At 36.7% G+C, this 24,452-nt stretch carries 19 protein-coding genes, 1 tRNA gene and 2 pseudogenes; 15 read left to right on the top strand and 7 right to left on the bottom strand.

Annotation, left to right across the window (positions count from 1 at the left end; all coding sequences use genetic code 11):
• Nucleotides 1-15 precede the first annotated feature (15 nt).
• From nrdF to nrdH, 3 genes are all read right to left on the bottom strand, one after another.
• Nucleotides 16-984, bottom strand: coding sequence for a class 1b ribonucleoside-diphosphate reductase subunit beta (gene nrdF, locus EHR_RS02165; RefSeq protein ID WP_010738448.1), 969 nt, complete (start codon nt 982-984; stop codon nt 16-18).
• A 56-nt stretch (nt 985-1,040) separates the two neighbouring features.
• Nucleotides 1,041-3,200: a class 1b ribonucleoside-diphosphate reductase subunit alpha gene (nrdE, locus tag EHR_RS02160; RefSeq protein WP_010720067.1), complete on the bottom strand. Its 2,160-nt coding sequence runs from the start codon at nt 3,198-3,200 to the stop codon at nt 1,041-1,043.
• Nucleotides 3,201-3,346: 146 nt separating this feature from the next.
• Nucleotides 3,347-3,571 carry a glutaredoxin-like protein NrdH gene (gene nrdH, locus EHR_RS02155; protein ID WP_010738447.1) on the bottom strand — a complete coding sequence of 75 codons (225 nt, stop codon included), beginning with the start codon at nt 3,569-3,571 and terminating at the stop codon, nt 3,347-3,349.
• A 408-nt stretch (nt 3,572-3,979) separates the two neighbouring features.
• Between nrdH and EHR_RS02150 the strand changes: the two genes are divergently transcribed.
• From EHR_RS02150 to EHR_RS02130, 6 genes are all read left to right on the top strand, one after another.
• Entirely contained in the window at nt 3,980-4,480 is a 501-nt protein-coding gene (locus EHR_RS02150) for a FeoA family protein (RefSeq protein WP_010720065.1), read from the top strand.
• Nucleotides 4,481-4,483: 3 nt separating this feature from the next.
• A complete protein-coding gene (feoB, locus tag EHR_RS02145) occupies nt 4,484-6,619 on the top strand; it encodes a ferrous iron transport protein B (protein ID WP_010738446.1) in 2,136 nt (711 codons plus the stop codon).
• On the top strand, nt 6,620-6,742 hold the full coding sequence (locus tag EHR_RS13955; protein ID WP_010738445.1) for a hypothetical protein: 123 nt from the start codon (nt 6,620-6,622) through the stop codon (nt 6,740-6,742).
• A gap of 192 nt (nt 6,743-6,934) precedes the next feature.
• Nucleotides 6,935-7,567 carry a GntR family transcriptional regulator gene (locus EHR_RS02140; protein WP_010720062.1) on the top strand — a complete coding sequence of 211 codons (633 nt, stop codon included), beginning with the start codon at nt 6,935-6,937 and terminating at the stop codon, nt 7,565-7,567.
• A 198-nt stretch (nt 7,568-7,765) separates the two neighbouring features.
• Complete coding sequence (locus EHR_RS02135) at nt 7,766-8,959, top strand: quaternary amine ABC transporter ATP-binding protein (RefSeq protein ID WP_010720061.1); 1,194 nt, start codon at nt 7,766-7,768, stop codon at nt 8,957-8,959.
• Complete coding sequence (locus tag EHR_RS02130; protein ID WP_010720060.1) at nt 8,952-10,679, top strand: ABC transporter permease/substrate binding protein; 1,728 nt, start codon at nt 8,952-8,954, stop codon at nt 10,677-10,679. Before EHR_RS02135 ends, EHR_RS02130 begins: the two co-directional genes overlap by 8 nt.
• 268 nt (nt 10,680-10,947) lie before the next feature.
• On the opposite strand, the gene EHR_RS02125 is transcribed toward EHR_RS02130, so the two are convergent.
• From EHR_RS02125 to EHR_RS02115, 3 genes are all read right to left on the bottom strand, one after another.
• Nucleotides 10,948-11,547 (bottom strand): SOS response-associated peptidase, encoded by a 600-nt coding sequence (locus EHR_RS02125; RefSeq protein ID WP_010738444.1) that lies wholly within the window; start codon nt 11,545-11,547, stop codon nt 10,948-10,950.
• Between the two features lie 418 nt (nt 11,548-11,965).
• Nucleotides 11,966-12,038, bottom strand: a tRNA-Lys gene (locus tag EHR_RS02120).
• A 248-nt stretch (nt 12,039-12,286) separates the two neighbouring features.
• On the bottom strand, nt 12,287-13,231 hold the full coding sequence (locus EHR_RS02115) for a tocopherol cyclase family protein (protein ID WP_010738443.1): 945 nt from the start codon (nt 13,229-13,231) through the stop codon (nt 12,287-12,289).
• Between the two features lie 314 nt (nt 13,232-13,545).
• On the opposite strand from EHR_RS02115, the pseudogene EHR_RS14375 reads away from it, so the two are divergent.
• The 9 genes and pseudogenes from EHR_RS14375 to EHR_RS02075 all read left to right on the top strand — a co-directional run.
• Nucleotides 13,546-14,097 (top strand): annotated as a pseudogene (locus EHR_RS14375) (DUF1836 domain-containing protein); the annotation flags it as partial.
• A 3-nt stretch (nt 14,098-14,100) separates the two neighbouring features.
• Complete coding sequence (locus EHR_RS14370; RefSeq protein ID WP_010738442.1) at nt 14,101-14,958, top strand: DegV family protein; 858 nt, start codon at nt 14,101-14,103, stop codon at nt 14,956-14,958.
• Nucleotides 14,959-15,401: 443 nt separating this feature from the next.
• A complete protein-coding gene (locus tag EHR_RS02105; RefSeq protein ID WP_010738441.1) occupies nt 15,402-16,091 on the top strand; it encodes a hypothetical protein in 690 nt (229 codons plus the stop codon).
• A 242-nt stretch (nt 16,092-16,333) separates the two neighbouring features.
• Nucleotides 16,334-17,038: a response regulator YycF gene (yycF, locus tag EHR_RS02100; RefSeq protein ID WP_010720053.1), complete on the top strand. Its 705-nt coding sequence runs from the start codon at nt 16,334-16,336 to the stop codon at nt 17,036-17,038.
• Between the two features lie 3 nt (nt 17,039-17,041).
• The gene (gene walK, locus EHR_RS02095) at nt 17,042-18,877 is read left to right on the top strand and encodes a cell wall metabolism sensor histidine kinase WalK (RefSeq protein ID WP_010738440.1); all 1,836 of its coding nucleotides are present in this window, start codon (nt 17,042-17,044) and stop codon (nt 18,875-18,877) included.
• On the top strand, nt 18,874-20,187 hold the full coding sequence (locus tag EHR_RS02090; protein WP_010720051.1) for a YycH family regulatory protein: 1,314 nt from the start codon (nt 18,874-18,876) through the stop codon (nt 20,185-20,187). The genes walK and EHR_RS02090 overlap by 4 nt, the downstream gene beginning before the upstream one ends.
• Nucleotides 20,188-21,059: pseudogene (locus EHR_RS02085) on the top strand (two-component system regulatory protein YycI). It begins immediately after the preceding gene.
• Nucleotides 21,060-21,109: 50 nt separating this feature from the next.
• Entirely contained in the window at nt 21,110-21,919 is an 810-nt protein-coding gene (locus EHR_RS02080; protein ID WP_010720049.1) for an MBL fold metallo-hydrolase, read from the top strand.
• 241 nt (nt 21,920-22,160) lie between these two features.
• A complete protein-coding gene (locus EHR_RS02075) occupies nt 22,161-22,640 on the top strand; it encodes a hypothetical protein (RefSeq protein WP_010738439.1) in 480 nt (159 codons plus the stop codon).
• Nucleotides 22,641-23,225: 585 nt separating this feature from the next.
• Here EHR_RS02075 and EHR_RS02070 read toward each other — a convergent pair.
• The gene (locus tag EHR_RS02070) at nt 23,226-23,753 is read right to left on the bottom strand and encodes a hypothetical protein (RefSeq protein WP_014834275.1); all 528 of its coding nucleotides are present in this window, start codon (nt 23,751-23,753) and stop codon (nt 23,226-23,228) included.
• Nucleotides 23,754-24,452 lie beyond the last annotated feature (699 nt).

Raw genomic sequence — 24,452 nt, 5'->3', positions numbered from 1 at the left:
ACGTTCTTTTCCTATTTAGTCATCTAAACCAATCAAATAATCGTCATCTTGCATTGCTTCCACATGCCCTAAGAGGTAGCCATTTCCCACTTGTGAGAAGAAATCATGGTTGCTGGTACCGGTAGAGATACCGTTCATCACGATTGGATTGACATCATTCGCTGTATCTGGAAAAAGTGGATCCATTCCCAGGTTCATCAATGCTTTATTGGCATTGTAGCGCAAGAATGTTTTTACTTCTTCCGTCCAACCGATTGGATCATACAGTTCCTCGGTATAACGTTCTTCATTTTCGTACAATTCATATAATAAATTATACATCCAGTCTTTTAGCTGTTCTTGTGCTTCTTCTGATAGTTCATTGTAACCTAATTGGAATTTGTAGCCAATGTAAGTCCCATGAACAGATTCATCTCGAATAATCAATTTGATGATTTCTGCTACATTCGCTAACTTATTATTTCCTAAATAATAAAGAGGAGTATAAAAGCCGGAATAAAATAAGAATGTTTCTAAGAACACACTAGCGATTTTCTTTTCTAAAGCTGTGCCATTTTTGTAGATTTCATTGATACGTTCCGCTTTTTTTTGTAAATAAGGATTTGTATTCGTCCATTCAAAGATTTCTTCGATTTCTTTTTTTGTATTCAATGTACTAAAAATGGAAGAATAACTTTTTGCATGGACCGATTCCATAAATTGGATATTGTTCAATACAGCCTCTTCATGCGGCGTACGGACATCCTTACGCAGCTGATCCATTCCGCTTTCTGATTGGACAGTATCGAGTAAAGTCAGTCCACCGAAGACATGGCCAACCGTATCTTTTTCTAACTGTGACAGTGTCCGCCAGTCATCTAAATCATTAGACAAAGGAATACGGGTATCTAACCAAAATTGTTCAGTTAGTTTCTCCCACGTAGATTTATCAATGATATCTTCAATTTCATTCCAGTTTATTGCTTCATAGTAAGTTTCTGACATGAGAAATGCTCCTTTATTTAAATTACCTGTCTGTTCATTTTTTTTGCTTACTTGTTTTAGATGACACAACTTTCACATTGATTGCTGCCGATTTCTTCTGCATCATCAGTAAACGTCCGAACGTAATAAATTGATTTGATTCCTTTATGGAAAGCGTAGTGACGTAAGATATTCAAATCACGTGTTGTTTGTTTAGTCGTTGTTTTCCATTCATATAGACCTTCTGGGATTTCAGAACGCATAAATAGGGTTAAACTCATTCCTTGATCTACATGTTGTTGAGCAGTTGCGTAAATGTCAATGACTTTTCGCATGTCCATGTCATAAGCTGAAGTATAGTAAGGAATTGTTTCATTTGACAGATAAGGCGCTGGGTAATAGATTTTCCCGATTTTCTTTTCTTGACGCTCTTCGATCATGCGTGTAATCGGATGAATACTTGCACTAGTGTCATTGATATAAGAAATCGAACCATTCGGTGCTACAGCTAGACGATTTTGATGGTATAAACCATCGGTCATGATCGCTTGTTTTAAGTTTTCCCAATCTTCAGCAGTTGGAATAAAGATTCCTTCAAATAAAGCTTTTACTTTATCAGATTTTGGTTGGAATTCTCCAGTAACATATTTATCAAAATAGCTTCCATCTGCATAAGCAGATTTTTCAAAGTTATGGAAGACTTGTTTTCTTTCACGAGCAATCGTATTACTTTCAACTAATGTCCAGTAATTTAAAAGCATAAAGTAAATATTTGTGAAATCTAAGGATTCTTCAGAGCCATACGCCATTTGTTCCTTCGCAAAGAAAGTGTGTAAGCCCATTGCTCCTAGTCCGATCGTATGATTCAATTTGTTTCCATTTTGGATTGGAGGGACAACATCGATATCGGAAGCATCTGTGATGTAAGTCAATGCCCGTGTCATCGTACGCACAGACTGACCAAAATCAGGGCTGTCCATCAAGTTAACGATGTTAGTCGAACCGAGATTACATGAGATGTCCGTTCCTAATACTTCATATTCTTGTTTTCCATTGATAACAGAAGGTGTTTGAACTTGTAGGATTTCCGAACACAAGTTACTCATGATGATCTTTCCGTCAACTGGATTTTCACGATTAGCTGTATCAATATTGATGATATAAGGATAACCGGATTCTTGTTGTAATTTCGAAATTTCATTTTCAAGTTCACGTGCTTTGATTTTTTGTTTCCGAATATTAGGATTCGCTACTAAATGATCATACTCAGCAGTGATGTCGACATAAGAAAATGGCACGCCATATTCTTTTTCCACACTATAAGGACTGAAAAGATACATTTCTTCATTTTTACGAGCTAACTCGTAAAATTTATCAGGAACGATTACACCAAGTGAAAGTGTCTTTACTCGGATCTTTTCATCTGCATTTTCTTTCTTGGCAGAAAGAAAAGCAATGATATCTGGGTGGAAGACGTTCAAATAAACGACACCAGCACCTTGACGTTGACCTAATTGGTTTGAATAGCTAAAACTATCTTCAAATAATTTCATAACAGGGACAACACCACTTGCTGCTCCTTCATAACCTTTGATCGGTGCCCCCGCTTCACGTAGGTTTGAAAGAGTGATCCCAACACCACCACCGATACGTGATAGTTGTAAAGCAGAGTTGATCGAACGACCGATAGAGTTCATATCATCAGTTACTTGTGTCAAGAAACAAGAAACGAGTTCCCCACGACGTTTCCGACCGGCATTCAAGAAAGAAGGGGTAGCAGGTTGGTAACGTTGGTGGATCATTTCATCTGCTAAAGACAACGCTAATTGTTCATCACCATTAGCAAAATAAAGTGCGTTGAAAGCTACTCGATCTTCATAAGATTCAAGATAAGCAGTACCATCATTCGTTTTTAACGCATATTGTGAATAAAATTTGTAGGCAGCCATAAATGATTTAAAGGTAAAGTGTTGTTCTGCTAAAAATTGATAAAGTGATTCAATAAATTCAGCAGAGTACAGTTGGATAAATTCTGACTCTAAATAGTCGTTTTCAATCAAATAATTGATTTTATCCATTGCTGTTGCAAACGTCATCGTGTTTGGTTTGACATTTTCTTCAAAAAAAGCGGTTAGCGCTTCTTTATCTTTATTTAGCGGGATCTGACCATTTACTGGTCGATTGATTTCATTGTTTAATTTAAAGTAACTAACATCTTTTAACTGCTTAAGACTCATAAGTACGCCCAACCTTCATTCCATATTTTGATAGTGAATATTGTTTCGTGCTGTAAAAAAGGATTTGGGGAGTTTACGGCAAAAACAAGTGCCTCAATTCCATCAAATCCAATTCTACGTTCTTTTCCATTTCGATTGACTGGTGACTAACTAGCAAGTTTGCGAAGTTGATCTGGTCGAAACCCGATCACCGTTTGTGCATCTGACGTAATGACAGGAACACTTTGGAATCCTTGAGCTTTTAACCATTCAATTGCATCTGGTTGTTCGTCGATATTAACTTCTTCAAAATCGATTTGGTTGTCAGTTAAAAAGCGTTTGACCATCTTGCATTGCATACAATTATTTTTAGAAAATATTTTGACATTCATGTGTATTGCCTCCTCCACAGCTCTTGTTTATCTATAATGAATAGTATAAAACTATTAGTAAAAAAGTCAAACAACAAACACTACATCTTGTGTTGTGGAAACTGTGGAATACTATGTTTTGTGGTTTTTGAAAAACAGCTGAAAACAAGTAACAGGGGAAAAAATACTTGTTTTAGTACAGTGAAGGTTGTGGAAAAATCCCCGAAAAGATTTTTTTATCTCCTTATTAAGTGGTTAAATGAAAGTTCGCTCATAAAATCACAACGTTCGTTGACTTTATCAAGTAACGAGAGTATTCTTATTGAGAATGATTCTCAATGTATGTTGATAAATGAAGTAAATAATAGGGAAAATAAATAGAAAGAACTATCATGATGTTTTTCACAAGAAGGAGATGAAAATCGATTTATGAATTTGAATGCTACTTTATCTTTAGATGCCACTGTCCCTTTAGAAGAAGCGAAGCTAAATCTTGTTTACCAAATTGAAAAATTGCAAACGAGTGAAGCAGTCAAAAAACATTTGCAAAATCTCGGTATAATCGTTGGAAGTAAACTCGTTGTTATCAATCGATCAGGAAGTAATGGAATCGTCCTGCTAAAAAATAATCGGATCGCGATCGATCGAGAGTTGTTTAAACAAATTTTAGTGAAAAAGAACGAACTTTCTAAGGATAACTGGACTTCATTAGATCAACTGACTGTTGGAGAACGAGGAATCGTTGTAGGGATACATGGAAAAGGCGCTGTTAAACGGCGTTTGATGGATATGGGTGTAACGAAAAATGTTCCTTTGACCGTAAGAAAATTAGCACCACTAGGAGACCCGTTAGAAATTACCTTGCGAGGGTATGAGTTAACGCTTCGTAAAGAAGAAGCAATGTTGATCCTTGTGCAAAAAGAGGTGTAAAAAATGAAGGTAGCTTTAGTCGGTAACCCTAATAGTGGAAAGAGTAGTTTATTCAATGCCTTAACTGGTGCTAAACAATACGTAGGGAATTGGCCAGGGGTAACGGTGGAAAAAAAAGAAGGAAAAATGAAGAAGAATCCGATAATCAAGATTCAAGATTTACCTGGAATCTATTCCCTGTCACCTTATACACCTGAAGAAGTAATTGCGAGAGATTATTTGACCAACGAATGTCCTGATCTGATCATCAATATTGTCGATGCCACAAATTTAGAAAGAAATCTTTATCTGACTTCACAATTATTAGATCTAGGAATCCCCATCATTATCGGACTGAATATGATGGATATCATTAAAAAAAATGGCAAAAAAATCAATGTCGAAAAATTAAGTTATGGTTTAGGCATACCTGTGATTCCTATCAGTGTATTGAAAAAAGAAGGATTGGATAAATTCACGAAGAAAATCATTGATGCCTCCAAGCAGCCAAAAGAACAGAAGGTATCCTTACTAACTAATTATGACGATCGACTAGAAGCTGCAATCCATGAAATCGAAGAGATATTAGGAAAAGATCAGCCTTTTCAACGCTGGTCTGCCATCAAATATTTTGAGCGTGATCCACAGTTATGGGAAAAACAAACAATAACGACAAAACAAGAAAAAGAAATTGAGCAGCTGATTCGTCTGACAGAGAGACTATTTGATGAAGATAGCGAAACAATAGTTATTAATGAACGATATGAATGGCTAACGCAACTTACTGAACTTTGTGTCGTGTCTACGGATTCATTTCGCTTGTCCATCAGTGATAAAATCGATCGAATCGTTACTAATCGCTGGTTCGCTTTACCAATTTTTGCTTTTGTCATGTGGCTGATCTATTATTTAGCGATTCAAACAATCGGAACAATGGGAACTGATTGGATCAATGACACGTTATTTGGCAGCTGGTTGCCACAACACGTCGAACAGGTACTGGTCAACTGGCAAGTGGCACAGTGGATGCAACAATTGATCCTCAATGGAATCATAGCAGGGGTAGGCGCAGTGTTGGGCTTTCTACCTCAGCTGATCGTCTTGTTCTTGTGTTTAAGTTTCTTGGAAGATTGTGGCTACATGTCACGGATCGCTTTTGTGATGGATCGTTTATTTCGGAAATTTGGTTTGTCAGGAAAATCGTTTATTCCTATGTTGATTGCTACAGGTTGTGGCGTTCCAGGGGTGATGGCTAGCCGAACCATTGAAAATGAGCAAGATCGGCGCTTGACGATTATGGTCACGACGTTTATGCCATGTTCTGCTAAATTACCAATCATTGCTTTGATTGCAGGAGCTTTTTTCCCCCATACTTCTTGGGTAGCACCCTCTGCTTATTTTCTAGGTATGTCTTCCATCGTTTTATCAGGGATCATGTTGAAGAAGACGAAGTTATTTGCTGGCGATACCGCACCATTTATTATGGAACTACCAGCGTATCATTTTCCACAAGGAACAACGATTTTACGCCAAACCTATGACCGCAGTAAATCATTCGTCAAAAAAGCAGGAACGATCATCTTTGTTTCAAGTATTTTGATTTGGTTTACTTCTTCGTATAACTTTTTTGGTCAACCTGTTACAGAAGATCAAAGTATTCTAGCAAGTGTTGGACGGATTGTGGCTCCTCTTTTCCAACCACTAGGATGGGGGAATTGGCAAGGAACAGTAGCTACGATCACTGGATTAGTGGCCAAAGAAAATGTCATTGGGACTTTTGGTATTTTGTTTGGGCACAAAGAAGTAGCGGAAAATGGTCGAGAGATTTGGCAAGCATTACAAGGTACGTATACTTCCGCTGCTGCTTATTCCTTGTTGTCGTTCAATCTGCTTTGTGCCCCTTGTTTTGCAGCAATCGGTGCGATCCATCGTGAAATGAATTCAAGGAAATGGACACTGATCGCAGTTGGTTATCAATGTGGGTTTGCTTACTTGGTAAGCTTCATGATTTATCAGTTCGCTCATTTATTAGAAGGCGGCTCTATCGTATTTTCGACTTATTTAGCAGGTATGGTCCTGATTGGATTAGGTTACGCTTTATTGAAAAAGCAGCAGAAGAAACAAGAAATTTTGACGTTATCATTAGAAGGTGGAAATTAAATGGCGACTTTTTTATTAAGTGTATTGATCTTTGGCAGTGCTGGTTATATTATATTTTCACGTATCAAATCAGGAAAAACGTGTGATGACTGTAAAAGTGCTTGCCCAGTAAAGAAAATCTAACGGATGTGAGATGATAAAAACAACGAGTGATGATCGAAAAACAGTTCATCGTTCGTTGTTTTTTTGAGTGGTTGATTCTGCTTCTTTTGATTTTTCTCCAAGGAACAGACTTAAAACCTTTTTAAGATTTTTTGCTTATTTTGATTTCCCATAGTAAGATGTAACTGAAAAAGAGAAGGAAGAGGAGAATAAATGGCAGGAAAGAAAAAAATTGTTCGTCCAAGATACCAACAAATCGCAGTTGATCTGGCTGAACGAATCGTGGAAAACCGTTATCAGGTAGGGGAGAAGATCCATGCGAGATCCACTTTAGCAAGTACATATAATGCTTCTCCTGAAACTACAAGAAAAGCAATCAATGTGCTAGTTGATCTAGGGATCATGGAGGTTCGCCATGGCAGTGGGGCATTCGTTGCCTCAAAAGAGAAAGCCAAAGATTTTTTATTACAATACCAAGATGTTCAATCGATCCAAGAAACAAAAGCTGAAATTATGGCAAGTGTAGAAAAGCAACAAGAAGAATTGGATCATTTTTCACAATTATTAGATCAATTAGTCAGTCAAACGAAACGGATACATAAGATGAATCCTTTATTGCCATTTGAATTAACGTTGACGAAAGAAGCGACCCATCTTGACCGCTCCATCAGCGAGTTGAATATTTGGCAAGCAACAGGAGCGACAGTGATTGCGATTTCCCATAAAGAAGAGTTGCTCGTTTCACCTGGACCGTATGCTAAATTCACAGCGGGTGACACTGTACATTTCATTGGAAACGAATTTACCTTACAAAGAATGACTAATTTCTTCTATCCAGAAAACTAGTCCTTCAATTATTTTTTATCATCAAATTTTAATCTTGAATAAGCCTAACCGCTAGGGCTTTATTCAAGTTTTTTTATTTTGGAAGCAAACAAAAAAGTCTCCTTTTTGACAAAGTGACTACACGATGTTAGTATAGTGTGGTCACTTTTTTCAGAAAGTAAAATGAATTTACATAAACATAAAAAAGGAGAAATTTGTTTGGTAAAGGTAGAAGTAAAAAATTTAACAAAAATATTTGGTAAAAAGACACAAGTAGCTTTAGAAATGATGAAGAATCATCAACCGAAGACAGATATATTGAAAAAAACCGGCGCAACGGTCGGTGTTTACGATGCTAGCTTTGATGTTCAAGAAGGCGAAATATTCGTTATCATGGGTCTTTCCGGTAGTGGGAAATCAACCTTGATTCGATTATTGAATCGTTTGATCGAACCAACAGCAGGAAACATCTATATCGATGGAGAAGACATCTCAAAATTGAGTAAAGAAGAACTTCGTGAAGTTCGTCGTCACAAGATCAATATGGTTTTCCAAAACTTTGGGTTATTTCCACATCGTACGATCTTAGAAAATACGGAATATGGTTTAGAAGTTCGAGGAGTTCCGAAAGAAGAACGCCAACAAAAAGCAGAACAAGCACTTGAAAACTCAAGTTTGCTTTCATTTAAAGATCAATATCCAAATCAATTATCTGGTGGGATGCAACAACGTGTGGGGCTAGCTCGAGCATTAGCCAACGATCCAGAGATTTTATTGATGGATGAAGCTTTTTCTGCTCTTGATCCGTTGATTCGCCGTGAAATGCAAGATGAACTACTCGAATTACAATCAAATGTCCAAAAAACAATCATTTTCATCACCCATGATCTAAACGAAGCGTTGCGAATCGGTGACCGTATTGCATTGATGAAAGATGGTGAAATCATGCAAATCGGCACAGGGGAAGAAATCTTAACGAATCCTGCTAACGATTATGTTCGAGAATTTGTGGAGGAAGTGGATCGCTCCAAAGTCTTAACAGCTCAAAATATCATGGTTCCAGCGTTGACTACCAATATTGAATCAGATGGTCCGAATGTTGCATTGACTCGAATGCGCAACGAAGAAGTAAGTATGTTGATGGCAGTCGATAGAAAACGAAACTTAAAAGGAATCATTACAGCTGATCAAGCGCTAGAAGCCAGACGCCAAAAACGGCCGTTAATTGATTTCTTAGATGAAAATGTCACTGTCATTGGGAAAGACATGATTGTCAGTGATATCTTCAATATTATTTATGATTCACCTACGCCACTAGCAGTCGTTGACAACGGTAAACTTAAAGGGGTTGTCATTCGAGGAAGTGTGATTGAAGCATTAGCAGAATCAGGTGAGGTGAATGAACATGAATAATTTATTAAACTATCAATTACCCGTAGCAGATTGGGTTGAAAAATTGACAGAATGGTTTACGACTACGTTTGCAGGATTATTTGCTTTTCTACAAACGATCGGGCAAGCAGTGATGTCTGGGATCACTAATTTATTATTAGTTATTCCAGCACCAGTGTTCATCCTTTTATTAACAGTCGTTGCATTCTTTATCTCTAAGAAACGTCCAGGACTGACCTTGTTTACGTTGATCGGTCTATGGTTTATTTACAATCAAGGGTTATGGTCTGATTTGATGAATACTGTGACACTTGTCTTATTGTCTAGTATGATCTCCATCATTATTGGTGTACCATTAGGAATCTTAATGGCAAAAAGCAGCAAAGCGCAAAGTATCATCAAACCGATCCTTGACTTTATGCAAACTATGCCAGGATTTGTTTACTTGATCCCAGCAGTTGCATTCTTTGGGATTGGGATGGTTCCAGGGGTATTCGCCTCAGTTATCTTTGCGTTACCACCAACTGTTCGTTTCACAAATCTAGGTATTCGCCAAGTACCAAAAGAATTGGTGGAAGCATCTGATTCATTTGGTAGTACCAGTTGGCAAAAACTGTTCAAGTTAGAATTACCATTGGCTAAAAGTACGATCATGGCGGGGATCAACCAAACCACCATGTTGTCACTTTCAATGGTCGTGATTGCTTCAATGATTGGAGCGCCAGGATTAGGTCGTGGCGTCTTGTCAGCATTACAACGTGCACAAGTCGGAAATGGATTTGTTAACGGGGTAGCTTTAGTTATCTTGGCGATCATCATTGACCGTTTTACGCAACATTTGAATCAACCAAATAATAAAAAAGCGACAGGTGCGAACAAACAAAAAAGTAAAAAACGCCAAGGAATCATTATTGGAGCTGTAGTGGTTGTGATTTTAGGTGCCATTGGCTTAGGTAGTTTAGCTAATAACAAAGAAACAAAAAAAATCAATCTTTCATATGTAGAATGGGATACTGAAGTAGCTTCAACGAATGTAGTTGCTGAAGTACTTAAAGGAATGGGCTATGATGTGTCGATCACACCATTAGATAATTCCATCATGTGGGAATCTGTTTCTAAAGGAGAATCAGATGGGATGGTAGCTGCTTGGTTACCAAAAACCCATGGTTCTCAATATGCACAGTACAAAGACCAAATAAATGATCTAGGTGCTAATTTAACTGGTGCTAAAGTTGGCTTAGCTGTTCCAAGCTATATGGATGTCAACTCGATTGAAGAATTAACCAATCAAGCAGGTAAGAAAATCACCGGTATTGAACCTGGTGCCGGAGTCGTCAATGCTGCTGAAAATACAATCAAGCAATATGACAACTTAAAAGATTGGACCGTAGAAACTTCTTCTTCAGGTGCGATGACAGTGGCATTAGGTCAAGCCATCAAAAAGAAAGAACCAATCGTTATTACTGGTTGGACTCCACATTGGATGTTTGCTAAATATGACTTGAAGTATCTTGAAGATCCTAAAAAAGCTATGGGAAGTGCTGAAGAAATCCATACGATCGTCCGCAAAGGATTAAAAGAAGACCAACCAGAAGCATATAAGGTCTTAGATAATTTCCATTGGTCAGAAAAAGATATGGAAAAAGTCATGTTAGAAATCAATAACGGAAAAGATCCACAACAAGCAGCGCAAGACTGGATCAAAGAAAATCAAAAAACAGTCGATAGCTGGAAAGAATAATGTTTAGGTAACTGATCACGAAAAGTTCGATCAAACTCTAGTAAATCATAATGAAGTGTTCTGAAAATAGTCTTTACTATTTTTGGAACGCTTCATTTTTTGTACCAATATATTAGAAGTTTTTGTGCAAGACAGCTAGTATTGAGGTGTTCGTTCAATTTTTTGTAAATATTTGAATAATGTTATGATGCTTCAACACTTCAAAACAAACCGAAGTATCTGAGAAGCATTTTGCTCATTGTATTTTTCAGTACATGTTTGTTTTTGGTTATATATGGTTTTCGTCTACATTTCGTCGACTTAACTCAGGCATCTTCGCTGTCAGTTGACTCCTTGCAAAATCTAAATCATTAAGCCAGTCTTTAATCTGTTCTTTTGCTAGGATTAAGGGCATGCGATCATGAACGGGAAGCACTGATTGACTTGGTTGAGTGGTCAAAATGATTGATTCGGTTTCAAATCCAGCTTCATTTTTATGGATTCGATAAAAACCACCGACATAAAGGACGGACGTTTGACTGTCAGTGAACATTACTTTGTGTTTATCAGAATCCCATTCATAAAAACCCGACATTGGGAAAACACAACGAGTCTCTTTGAAAGGGTGAGAGAATGTCTTTTTTTCTTCCACAGTTTCTGCTCGAGCATTGATCATTAGCTGTCCTTTTTTAAAACCGGTAAAGCCCCAACGAGTGATACCTGGCACAACAACGGATTCTTGATTAAGACCTAATGTTACTACATGGTTCGATGGAAAAATTTCATTTTTTCCAATGTGGATTTGCCGACTTTCCGCCTGTGGCTTTACTTGTTCATAATATTTTTTCAGCTCATCGGATGCTAAATCAAAAAAATAACGTCCACACATAATTTTTTCCTCCAATTACTAGTTGATAAAACGATCCAATAGTTAGTTAATGGTTGGCAAAAGGCTGTCTCATCAACTAAATAGGATCCCAAGGTGTACGAACTTCTTTGGTAATACGTCAAAAGGGCTAGACTTACTTTGTTTCATTGAAACTTTAATTAGATTGTAACGATAAATGCTTTATTAATAAAGTAAACGCTATCATTTAGTTGCGATGAAGAGATCTGTTAGAGGAAGCAATGTGGTTTAATTAATTGACGGTTTGGCGGAGTTCATTCATTCGTAGTTTTCCCCCGGACAATACTAAGTGATCAATCAAAAAAATATATCCGAAAAACAAAAAATGTCATCACGTACACTCTTTTCGAAACTACCGAAGTAGCCAAGAATGTACTGATGACGTGGGTTTGGCACCCAATGGGCCGTGAGGGGCTCGAACCCGCGACCCGCTGATTAAGAGTCAGCTGCTCTACCAACTGAGCTAACGGCCCAATAAATTTATGAAATATTTACTGAATATTACTTAATAATAGTAGCACTGTAGATTTTAAAATGCAAGACTAGCTTAAAAAAAATCATAAAAAACTTTACGTCTTTATAGAAATTCATTCATAGTTTATTCACAAATGCTCAGTATGATATAACCATACCAACCAACAAAAGTTCTTGCAAAAGAACGAACCCTAACACTTTTTCATTTTTACTCCTTCCCGCCATTTTTAATGGCGGGTCTCCTATTTTAGTAGGTAAAACCATGCAAATGATCCACTTCCTCAAATCCTGCTGCGATCCCTTTTTGTTCCAAAAGCGTTTCATTATTTTTTTGTAACGTTACATAGATTTCTGTACTGGCTTTTTCACGAATCACTCGATTCATCAATCCTTTGTGAGGCGCCATTAATGGATGTCCGTCTTTTTGCAGGACTGCCAGTGTTAATTTAAGCTGTTGTTGTTTGATCGTGATAACTAAATAGTCTTTTTCTTGGACGATCGATAAAATTTTAGCTCCGTAGTAAGTAGCAAAGCGATATTCTTCGCTCTGGATCTGCAAAACTGCGATGATTCCCAAAAAACGTCCACCAAGAAATGGAATTTCTGCTGCAGAAAAGAAAAAACGTGCATCGGACGTCTCAAATTGATTACACTGGGCCCATACATAAGTTGCAGGAAAAGAAGAGCCCCAATCTTTTTCTATATAACCAATCCCCTGATCAAAATCAATGGGTTGATCATTCCAGACTAATTCTCCCTGTAGTGAATGTTTCATGCTTAATATCCCATGGTAACATTCCATAAAAGCGAAATAAGAAAAAGGGCCCATGATACTAGGAGCATAGTAGGTCCGATGGATAGGTGTAAAATCGCCATAATCAATCGTTCCATGAATCGACAGATTGCCATTGGTTAACGAAAGAGAAATACCCTTTTCACTAAAGATATTTTCACCAATTTTTATGAATAAATGTTCTTTTTCGATAAAGAGTTGCGCACTATCAAAATAAAAAATCTCGGAATGTTCATGACTGATTACTTGTATAAAGGGAGACTTTTCGCCATTTTCCGCAATCGAATAGCCAGGAATGAAAGCATAAACGTTATTTCCGATTTGATGTTTAAAATACCATCCTTCAAAAAAAGGGTGGGTTTTGTTTTCTCCTTGAAAAAATTTATCTGTTGGAATCATCTTTATTTCCCTCCATTCACTCTTATTCAGTGTACCATGCCGAATGGACTGAAGGTTTCAAATAAGCTTAGAAGTAAGCAAGTTACTATCCGTAGGTCTTAAGGAATCAGAAAAGTAAGAAAAAATAGCAAACAAAGAACCAAGATATCTATTTAAGGAGGGAAAGATTGTTTTATTTTAGGTATTCGCAAGTAAAATTGTTTTATTTTCTCGAGAAATTTATTATAATTGAATTACCTAGTTAAAAAAACTAGATTGGATGTTTTTAATAACTCTAATAAGATGTTTGTGAAAACAACAAAGGAGAACAAGTAATGGAAAAAATGCGACAACAATTAATTGAATGGGGAAAAGAACTGGAAAATTATCATTTACCTCAGTGGGATGAACTTCCTGATTTAGAACTTTATATGGATCAGGTCAGAACGTTAGTTGATCGCTATCTTTCTCCTGTTATCCGAGGTGAGAAACATCCATTGTTGACCTCTTCAATGGTAAATAACTATGTGAAATTAGGGCTAGTTCCAGCGCCCATCAAAAAACGATACAACAAAGAGCATGTTGCATTTTTAATTGCAATTACATCATTGAAGCAAGTTCTAACGATTCCGGAAATTAAAGAAGGAATCCTCTTTCAAGGGAAAACGGTTGGTATCCGTGAAGCCTACAATCTATTTTGTCACGAACAAGAAAAAGCCATCAAAATGGTTAGCCAATTGGCTCAAGGAGAAGTCTATCCACAGATATTGGAGCAAGAGATACCCGTAGAATATATCGCAGTTCGATCGGCGACCTTGTCATTTGCGATGAAATTGTTGGCAGAAAAAACGATTAGTCTAGAAACTGAGTATTTAATTGAGGAGAAAAAAATGAAAAATAAAGTGGCGATTTTAGTAGACTCTGGGACAGACGTTCCACAAGAGCTAATTGAAAAATATCAAATGTATGTGATTCCATTAAAGATTATTTATAAAGATCGAGTATATACTGATAAAGTTGATATTACTCCGGAAGAAATCTATCAAAGATTACCTCAAGAGATTCCAGGAACATCTTTACCTGATGGCGAAACAATTACCAAAATTTTTGAACAGATCAAACAGGACGGCTATGAAAAAATCTTAGCAGTAACAATCTCAAGTGGATTAAGTGGTACGTATAACATCGTTCGGTTGATTGCCCAACAACAAGAAGAATTGGAAGCGTATGTACTAGATACTAAGAACATTGGGATCGGAGCAGGCTTTTCAGCAATTCAAGCAGCTAAATGGTTAGAAGAAGGAATGGAATGGTCATTATTGATTGAAAGACTCAATGAATTAGTCAAACAGACCAAAGTATTCTTTAACGTGGCAACCCTTGAATATTTACAAAAAGGGGGAAGGATTGGGTTAGTTGCTTCTATATTAGGAACGGCTTTAAAATTAAATCCAATCATTTCTTGTAATGATGAAGGCATTTACTATACAGTGGGCAAAGCAAGAGGTCGTAAAAAAAGTCTAGATCGAACTGTTTCCTATGTGAAAGAACGAGTTGGAACAGCTAAAGTCTTTAACTTAGCCGTTGCGCATGGAGACGCCAAAGAAGAAGCAACTGAGATGATGGCTAGATTGAAAGAAGAATTTCCACAAGCGCAACAAATCTATTTTGGTCAAATATCCCCTGCACTTGTTGTTCATACAGGTCCTGGTTTGTTAGGCGTCGGGGTTCAAGTATTAGAAAAGTAATCAGAAAAATAGCTATTCAACAAAGTCAAACAGCTTAAAATAGCAAAGAAGAGGTTGAAATAAAAGTGTTTAGCATCGAGAAATAAGAAGGGATTTTCGGAAATTGAAAAGAAGTATAAATACTAGTGTTGCTGTTAATTGTTATCTACTTGGCACTTCCCAAATTATTGGTTAATTTCGGCTTATTTCCGAAGATGCTGCTTTTGTCTCACCGTTTATTCGTTTTTAGAGATACTAGAAGAGACTGAGGCAAGTTTTGCCTTAGTCTCTTTTTGATCGTTTTTGATCGTTTAGCTAAGAATGACTCTGAGCGATAGGAAAGATAAAAATCAACATCTTACAACTTAAACAAAAAAAGATAAATATTATATAGCTTAAGTAGCGATGTATTTGGCAGCGTAAAATGTTATAATACGAACTATTAATAAAAAGAGGTGGTATAAATGAAAAAAGTAGGATTTGTAATGGTTATTTCAGCTTTTCTTCTTGTTGGTTGTGGCACAAAAGGAAATAAAGCAGAAGAATCAAAGGCTGCTTCATCCAGTGAAACTCAAACAATGACTAACTCTTCAAGTTCAGCCAAACAAGCATCATCACAAACCCAATCTACTACGACTAACTCCCAGTCTGTCGCGAAAAATACGAATACTACGCAAAATGAAACAACGAGCGCATCAACGACAATCAGCAGCACCACCGAAACAATGGTCACTCCCAATCCGCTAAGTGGCTATACAAACGACCAAATTGAATATGCCCGTGTCTGGTTAGCGGTTATGGGTACACATTACAAAACCGATTTAGCCAGTGGGAATTTTAAACTTCATGTGTCACATTCAGCTGCTGGAGCAGCAGTCAATCCTTATGATAGCACGAGTTTGACTTTTCCAACTGAAACGGTCACTCTTTCAGGAGAATATGGTTATCAAAGTTTAGTTGTTTATTCAAGCAATCATAACGGTACGATCACTTGTTATCCTGTTCCGAGTCATTTTCAAGGTGATCCAAGAGATCAAGCAGCAGTGAAAAAGCAGGAACAAGAAATCCTTGATCAAGCAACGATTGTTTCGATCCCGACTGGCAATCCTGAAGATGTCAAAGAATTAATTACGGTACAAGTTGTAGATAACTGATGAATACCGTCGTTTTCTATAAAAAATAAAATAGCCCTATCAATCAGTAAAACGAATCGAAAAAATGCTATTTTTTGATTCGTTTATTTTTTGTCACCAAAAACAAATAAAGGATAAACAAAATGAGGATTCAAGTGAGAAGTGTATGTTTTCTGTAAGGCTTTTTTTACAAAGATGAAACATCTTGGAAAATACGTTATAATGGGAGAGTATGACAATAATAAAAAAGAGGTGGCTCTTTAATGAAAAAGATTTTAGTTGTCGATGACGAAAAGCCGATTTCGGATATCGTCAAATTCAATTTAGCCAAGGAAGGCTATGATGTTTATACTGCATATGACGGGGAAGAAGCCTTAGAAAAAGTCACTGAGGTGGAACCTGATTTGATCTTGCTAGATTTGATGTTACCAAAAATGGATGGCTTAGAAGTCGCGCGTGAAGTACGGAAAACCTACGACATGCCGATCATTATGGTGACTGCAAAAGATTCTGAAATCGATAAGGTATTAGGACTGGAATTAGGTGCTGATGATTACGTGACGAAGCCTTTTTCTAATCGTGAACTAGTGGCTCGAGTGAAAGCCAATCTTCGTCGTGGCGCAACTGCTACCAAAGAAGTAGAAGAAATTGCCCCTTCTGAACTCGTGATTGGTGACCTGACGATTCATCCGGATGCTTATATGGTAACGAAACGAGGCGAAACAATTGAATTAACGCATCGTGAATTTGAATTGCTTTTTTACTTAGCAAAACACATCGGACAAGTGATGACACGAGAGCATTTGCTGCAAACCGTGTGGGGCTATGATTACTTTGGTGATGTGCGAACTGTAGATGTAACCGTGAGACGTCTACGCGAAAAAATTGAAGATAATCCAAGTCATCCTAATTATTTAGTGACACGGCGAGGTGTTGGTTACTATTTACGTAACCAGGAACAGGAGTAATTGATGAAAGGAAAAGTGCGATTTTTTCGATCAGTCAATTTCAAAATTGCGATCACGTTTATTTTGATCTTATTGATTTCGATTGAGATTATTGGTGCCTACTTTATCCGAGGGTTAGAGCGTTCAACAATCAATACATTTATCAAAGATATGAATCAAACAGTTGAATCTTTAGCGACCACGATCAGTCCCGAATTAAATCGTAAAGACAACGCAGACATTGAAGAAGTCAATGCCAATATCAAACGATTCATTGAAAACAATGCCTCGAGTGACATTTTAGAGATTCGAGTTATTGATGAAAAAGGGATTATACGTGGGACAACGGATGTTAGTGATCAAAGCTCAATCGGTAAGAAAAACGATTATGTAGATATCAATGATTTCACAACAAAAAGGTATGTCGCATTAGATAGTGACGATAAGCGAGTGAATATCAATATTCAACCGATCCTGTCCCCGACCGGCGATGCCGTTATCGGGGCTCTTTACGTCAAAAGTAATATTGAGCAAAAATATTCTGAAATCAATAATACTGCGATTATATTCTTCACAGCTTCGTTGATCGCAGCCCTGATCTCCATGGTCGTATCAGTCTTAGTCGCACGGTCGATCACTCAGCCAATTGGCGAGATGCGAGAGCAAGCGATTAGGATTGCTCGGGGAGATTATAGTCGTAAAGTTAAAGTCCATGGACAAGATGAATTAGGGCAACTGGCGGATACATTCAACCAGCTGGCTGAAAGAATCGAAGAAGCTCAAGACACGATGGAAGCGGAAAGGAATCGGTTAGATAGCGTCCTGTCACATATGACAGATGGTGTCATTGCGACCGATCGAAGAGGTAAAGTCATTACGATCAACGATATGGCTGTTTCTTTATTGGATGTCAAAAATGAAGATGCAATCGGTCAGTCGATTTTGACTTTGTTAGATATTGAAGAAGAATATACATTACGTAAACTGCTAGAAGACCCAAATGAAATGGTACTTGATCGTTCAACTGGATTAATGGAAAGCGACCAAATGATTTTACGAGTAGATTTCTCCATGATCCGCAGAGAATCAGGTTTTATTAGTGGATTGGTAGCCGTATTGCATGATGTAACAGAACAAGAAAAAACAGAAAGAGAACGTCGTGAATTTGTCTCGAACGTGTCTCATGAACTTCGCACACCGTTGACAAGTATGCGTAGTTATATTGAAGCTTTAAGTGAGGGAGCTTGGAAAGATGAAGAAGTTGCTCCTAATTTCCTAAAAGTAACGTTAGATGAAACAGATCGAATGATCCGCATGATCAATGACCTGTTGAATCTTTCGCGAATGGATACAGGAAATACACAATTACAGTTAGAGTACGTCAATTTTAATGAATTAGTCAATTTTGTTCTTGACCGCTTTGATATGATGGTGGGTAACCAAGAAAAGAACTATACGATTAAACGGGAATTTACCCAAAGAGATCTTTGGGTAGAGATTGATACCGATAAAGTAATCCAAGTGATTGATAATATTATGAATAATGCGATCAAATATTCTCCAGACGGTGGAATGATCACATGTCGTTTGTTGGAAACACACAATAATGTGATTTTAAGTATTACTGACCAAGGACTTGGGATTCCTAAAAAAGATTTGAATCGGGTATTTGAACGATTTTACCGCGTGGATAAAGCGCGTGCGAGAGCCCAAGGTGGAACGGGGTTAGGATTGGCTATCTCTAGAGAAGTAGTCAAAGCCCACCGTGGCGCAATCTGGGCAGAGAGTAAAGAAGGAAAAGGATCAACCTTCTATATCTCGTTGCCATATGAACCATATGAGGAGGAATGGTGGGAATGAAAATTTCTGAAAAAGTTATTCGAATAGGATTACTCCTAATGATTGCTTTAAGTATCTACCTCTCATATGCCATTTGGCTAAGTCCAGCAGGTAAAACCTCGGTTAATTTTGACGAATCCAATTCACAGATGATCGATTCACAAAACTACCGAAAAGCATCTGAAGTTTTTCTTCCATTACATGTGACTTGGTTGCATTCAGGACAAATAAAGGAAACAAATAGTGAAAATCTTGTTTCTCGCCTCCAAACAGTCATCGAGGGCGCTCGATTTGGCAGAGTAACAGAAATCGTCAATGGCGATAAAGAGAAATTTGACAAGTTAAAAACTATTCAAGAAGGCATTGAGCTTACTTATAATGCGCCGCTGCTACTTAGTGAGTATAAAGAAGCCTTTCATCTAAGTTTGGATTTTTCAGCGCTTCCTAATCGGACAGATTCTATTTACTTTATGCGTATCCAGTTTGATAAAAATGAGAACAAAGTGCGATTCCTTGATTTTGAGACGGATTCCATTTACGAATCGAATCTTTCAGTTGATTGGAAAGAGTTGGAAAAAGAATTAAAGGCAACCGATAGTACGTGGACAGAGATGGAAAAAACGCCTTCGATTGTTGAGACACAATATGAAACGAAAGATAAAATCAAATTAAAAAAATATAGTTATATCCTGTCACAACAACCATATACTTTGTTTAGAAATGCCTTTTTCCAAAAACCAGATGAGGTCAAAACAAATAATGAGAGCAATGAACTGCTTTTTTATGATGGAAATGAGACGATGAGGATCCATTCAGAAACACAAATCGTTGATTTTCGGGGAGAAATCGGACAAGACAACGTCACAGCGAATATTTTCTCACAAAGTTTTCCATATATTAGTAAATTAGGCAATTCATTAGGAAATATGCGTTATTTTGATCGAGAGAACAATCAGATCGATTATCGAATATTTGTAGAAGGATTTCCTGTATTTGGTTCAGACAGTAAAGGGAAAGTTGAGATTGAAATTGGAGCGGATCAAGTAGATTCACAAGTGAAGATCCAAACCAGCTTGAATACGATCCAAGTACCGATTCCATCTGATGAAGAAGTTGAATTGCCACAAACAGAAAAAGTCATCCAGAGTCTTTTGGATAAAGGGGCAGACAAAGAAAAAATCGAGTCGTTGATTGTTGGCTACACGTGGCAAAATATCAAGGAAACGAATCGAGTCGTCGATTTATTACCTGAGTGGTATGTAAAATACCAAGGTCAATGGTACGCTGTCAATGATTTGCTTGGACGATTACCTGAAACGGAGGCGAATTAAATGGATTTCAAAAAAATTGAATGGATTTTTTTCGTTGCTTTTTTAGGGTTAAATGTTTTTTATTTAGAAGTTATCAAGAAACGATCAGTCAAGAAAATAATGTGATCCGATCAGGACAAACCGAATCCATTCAACAACGACTTTCTAGTGATGACATTTCTTATACTGGTAAAATCTCTTCAGAAAGTAGACAAGGGTATTATTTAAGTGCGGAGGAAACGGACCTTAGTAAGGAACTGGACAGTCAACGTCATGGGACAAGTAAAAAAGGACTGTTGAGTAGTGGGATTGTTTTCAATGACAATGTTTTAACAAAAACTTTATCTGAGACAGAATCAGAAAATAGTATTTTTGATCCTGATAAAATGGGAAGTTCAGTGAATAGCTTTTTAAACAAAAAAAACAATGTACTCTTTGGTAGCGATTATGTTTATATGAAGAATTTTTCTGATCTAGACAGTGCAACGCCGGAAGTACAAGCGAGTCAGAAATATGATGGTCTACCTTTTTATGATGACACAGCTAAAATTGTGTTTTCACTGAATAAACAAGATAAAAGTTATGCTGTCACGAAGTACACGCAGACACATTTATCCGATATTGAACAATTACGGGAAAAAACAGAATTACACACAGAAGAAGATGCAATCAAAACATTGTATGTAAATAATAAGATTTCTCGAGGTTCAAAAATCCTTTGGAGGCAGCTTGCTTACTCTTGTATTTTGAAAGTGCGAGAAAAGAATGTGTATGTTCCAGTCTGGTATGTGGCGATAGAAACACCTGATAAATCGATCCAAGTAGAGTCGGTCAATGCATTTAGTAATACGATTGTAACAAATAATACGATTCCAAAGGTGGAAGATCATTAAAAAAGTAGTATAATGAAAAAAGTTTACAAAGTAAGAAGGGAAGTAGTCAAATGGCTGAAGAAAAACCAGCTTTTAAAATCAGTATCCTAGCCAGTGGAAGCTCTGGAAATTCACTTTATATCGAAAGTGATAAAAAAAGGCTCTTGGTAGATGCTGGTCTCAGCGGGAAAAAAATTACTTCTTTGTTGGCTCAAATTGATCGGACACCTGACCAATTAGACGGGATTTTAGTCACTCACGAACATCGAGATCATATTCATGGGGTAGGGGTACTTGCAAGGAAATATCATTTAGATGTGTTTGCCAATGAAAAAACATGGGAAGCAATGTCTCCATTAATTGGGAATGTTCCTATTGAACAAAAGCATTTGTTTGAAATGGGGAAGGTGCAAACATTTGGGGATCTAGATATTGAAAGCTTTGGCGTTTCTCACGATGCTGCAGCTCCGCAATTTTATCGTTTCCATAAAGAAAACCGTTCATTTGTGATGTTAACTGATACAGGTTATTGCAGTGATCATATGCGAGGAATCATCAAAAATGCAGATGGCTATTTGATGGAAAGTAACCATGATTTAGAGATGTTGCGGATGGGACCTTATCCTTGGAATTTAAAGCAACGGATCTTAGGTGATCGGGGGCACTTATCCAATGAAGATGGCGCCTTAGTCATGACAGATGTTATTGGTGATCGTACCAAACGTATCTACCTTGGTCACTTGAGTAAAGAAAACAATCTAAAAGAACTAGCTCACTTGACGATGGAGAATGTCCTAAAAGAAAAAGATCTAGGTGTCGGTTATGAATTTGATATTTATGATACCGATCCCTCAGAAGCAACGGAGTTATTTTCGATTTAGCCGTAGTCAACTATATAACCCAAAAAACGCTCAAACAACTTGTTTTGAGTGTTTTTTTTGTTCATTTAAAGCAGAGAGGATTTTTGTCTCATTCAGTTACGTTTTATTAACAACGGGGTGTACTTTCAATAAGCCTATAATAGTTTAAATTTTAGATAAGATATATTGTTCATTGGCTATTGATAGTGATTTTTTATTATATTTAATTAAATATAAATGTTTGTTTAATAGAGGCGTGCTTATGAAAAATAGTTATTTTATTATTTTAGGGTTGTTATTGTTGGCGGGATGTTCAAACTCAGGAGTTGATCGTACCTCTTCCAGCACGGATCAGACTTCCACGCAGATCACCAAGACTTCTACAGAAAATTCACAAAATAGTACCACCAAGGAAAAAGAGAATCAACCTATTAGTAATGTAGAATCGACGGGAAATAATCCTGCAGAGGATTCAAATGTGCAAGAAATAAAGGATTCTTCAACTACTACTGAAACGATTGCTAATGAAAGCGAGAAAACAGATGAATACTATCGTTTAATCAAGCAGGCGTGGCAAGAACAATCTGAATATATCAACTCGTTAACAGATCCTAAGGTGAAACAATCTGTTCAAACACCGTCTGCTGCCGCAAACGCCAAAGCTAGCCAATTGGAATTGGACAATCCAGCAGATACTCAGTTGATCCAAACTAGTTTAAAACAAGTGCTGAATGGTCAATAATAAATAAGGAAAAATAGTTGTGATTAACAGGATCCTTTCCGAAAAAATTAGCCGAAGGAGGTTGAGACAAGTTTTGTCCCAGTCCCTTCGGCATTTTTTGACAAATGCTGAAACAGCTATTCAAAGATCAAGTATAGTTAGACCGTAAATGAAAAATATAATAGAGAAGACTAGGCAAGAGGGACATTGCTCAAAACAGACAGATACAAAGTGAAACTAGCTTCCTATTATTATTGTATTAGTGAAAAGGATGAAAATTTTTATTACGCCTAATAGGTGTATCAATTACTTTTACATAATCAAAAAGTTGAAACCAGCTAAAAATTTTTAGAAAAATGATTAGAACATATCAAATGTTTCGCTGTTTTGCACTCTCCATGCGAGATACCGATAACACTCAAAGTTGGAAACATAATCAGATGTGATCCACATTGACGATAGACATACCATTGAAATGCTTTGCTATTTTTCAAAGTAGATGAATAGGGAAAGAAAAACATAGTGATTAGGCAATATATTTCCAGAATGATTCTTTGATTCGTTGACATTTTTTTCTGGTTTTTGCATCGTAAGTCTTACTGATTTCTAAAAGGAGACAAATTTCTTTACAAGAATAACCGTGATAAAGCAGTTCAATGAAGGTACCTCTAAAAAAGTCCTGTTTTTAAAATTTTCTATTAGAAGTTTTTCCTCGATCGAACGTTCTGCACTTTTAACTGTGCAATTTTTAGAATGATGTAGCGATTCGATGTTTTCCCATCTTGTCACGTCATAAGTAATCCCATCTTTATTGAAGACCTTGCTTCCGGATTTTTTATATTGTTTCCAAGTCTTCTTTTCAGCAATATAAATCCTTCGCAACGTAACATTTTTAAACGTGGAGCCTGAGATACTCTTGAAATCTTCAATGCCTTCCCAAATTGCTAAACAAAGGTTACTGTAGAAGTCTTCAAAAGGAATAAATACTCCGTTAGATTGTGCTTTAAATACAAAACGATGCGCACAAGATTTTATATAAGGGTCTAAATCTAAAATGATTAAATCTAAGATATCTTTATCATTCGTCAGATAATATTTCTTCAATAAGTCATCAATCATTTGCCAGATATTCATTTCGCAACACACTACCTTTATTTTTTGAAAGATACGTTCCTAAAAATGTTATTTTGTGACATATAAAATAACTTTTTTGTAAAAGTTAAATAAATGATAGTCTGATAGATATATAATAAAAACAGCGGTTTTTTAATAAAAAATTTTATTTTTGTTTTATTCTTTATAAAATCGTGAATGACAGCAGTCAGTCCGATATAAAGGAGATGTCTTTTTTTAAATGATTTTTCTAAGAGATGGTGCATTCGTAAGTAGTAATGATTGATAAAATTAATTAAAGTATGTAATGAATTAGCAAGTTCCTCATTTAATAACAAAAATAAAACAATATTAATTGTTTTAAAATCACTTTTGTATTTATCTTTTTATAAATAAAGTGTTTTTTAATCGCATTTTTGTTAGGCTGTTTTTCTCTCATACTGCGTATTTTTGTAAAACGAAAGCAAAGACACTTTAGTTGGATGAGAAGGGGAACGAGTTGGTTTAGTGCAAAGTTGATAACTCTTGTGGGCGCCCATAAGACGATGTCGATGTGGTTAAATTTTTTCTATGAACTAGGGACTGGGACAAAAGTTGTCTCAGTCTCTTCTAGTATCTCTAAAAACGAATAAACGGTGAGACAAAAGTAGCATCTTCGGAAATAAGCCGAAATTTACCAAAAATTTGAGAAGCAATTTTCGGAAATTCCTTCTTATTTCT

The organism is Enterococcus hirae ATCC 9790, assembly GCF_000271405.2.
Taxonomy (GTDB): Bacteria; Bacillota; Bacilli; order Lactobacillales; family Enterococcaceae; genus Enterococcus_B; species Enterococcus_B hirae.
This window is presented reverse-complemented; position numbering and strand designations above follow the sequence as displayed.

Bases quoted from the DNA above. Each gene is read 5' to 3' on its own strand.
- nrdF (WP_010738448.1), bottom strand. From the start codon at position 984: ATGTCAGAAACTTACTATGAAGCAATAAACTGGAATGAAATTGAAGAT.
- nrdE (WP_010720067.1), bottom strand. From the start codon at position 3,200: ATGAGTCTTAAGCAGTTAAAAGATGTTAGTTACTTTAAATTAAACAAT.
- nrdH (WP_010738447.1), bottom strand. From the start codon at position 3,571: ATGAATGTCAAAATATTTTCTAAAAATAATTGTATGCAATGCAAGATG.
- EHR_RS02150 (WP_010720065.1), top strand. From the start codon at position 3,980: ATGAATTTGAATGCTACTTTATCTTTAGATGCCACTGTCCCTTTAGAA.
- feoB (WP_010738446.1), top strand. From the start codon at position 4,484: ATGAAGGTAGCTTTAGTCGGTAACCCTAATAGTGGAAAGAGTAGTTTA.
- EHR_RS13955 (WP_010738445.1), top strand. From the start codon at position 6,620: ATGGCGACTTTTTTATTAAGTGTATTGATCTTTGGCAGTGCTGGTTAT.
- EHR_RS02140 (WP_010720062.1), top strand. From the start codon at position 6,935: ATGGCAGGAAAGAAAAAAATTGTTCGTCCAAGATACCAACAAATCGCA.
- EHR_RS02130 (WP_010720060.1), top strand. From the start codon at position 8,952: ATGAATAATTTATTAAACTATCAATTACCCGTAGCAGATTGGGTTGAA.
- EHR_RS02125 (WP_010738444.1), bottom strand. From the start codon at position 11,547: ATGTGTGGACGTTATTTTTTTGATTTAGCATCCGATGAGCTGAAAAAA.
- EHR_RS02115 (WP_010738443.1), bottom strand. From the start codon at position 13,231: ATGATTCCAACAGATAAATTTTTTCAAGGAGAAAACAAAACCCACCCT.
- EHR_RS14370 (WP_010738442.1), top strand. From the start codon at position 14,101: ATGAAAAATAAAGTGGCGATTTTAGTAGACTCTGGGACAGACGTTCCA.
- EHR_RS02105 (WP_010738441.1), top strand. From the start codon at position 15,402: ATGAAAAAAGTAGGATTTGTAATGGTTATTTCAGCTTTTCTTCTTGTT.
- yycF (WP_010720053.1), top strand. From the start codon at position 16,334: ATGAAAAAGATTTTAGTTGTCGATGACGAAAAGCCGATTTCGGATATC.
- walK (WP_010738440.1), top strand. From the start codon at position 17,042: ATGAAAGGAAAAGTGCGATTTTTTCGATCAGTCAATTTCAAAATTGCG.
- EHR_RS02090 (WP_010720051.1), top strand. From the start codon at position 18,874: ATGAAAATTTCTGAAAAAGTTATTCGAATAGGATTACTCCTAATGATT.
- EHR_RS02080 (WP_010720049.1), top strand. From the start codon at position 21,110: ATGGCTGAAGAAAAACCAGCTTTTAAAATCAGTATCCTAGCCAGTGGA.
- EHR_RS02075 (WP_010738439.1), top strand. From the start codon at position 22,161: ATGAAAAATAGTTATTTTATTATTTTAGGGTTGTTATTGTTGGCGGGA.
- EHR_RS02070 (WP_014834275.1), bottom strand. From the start codon at position 23,753: ATGAATATCTGGCAAATGATTGATGACTTATTGAAGAAATATTATCTG.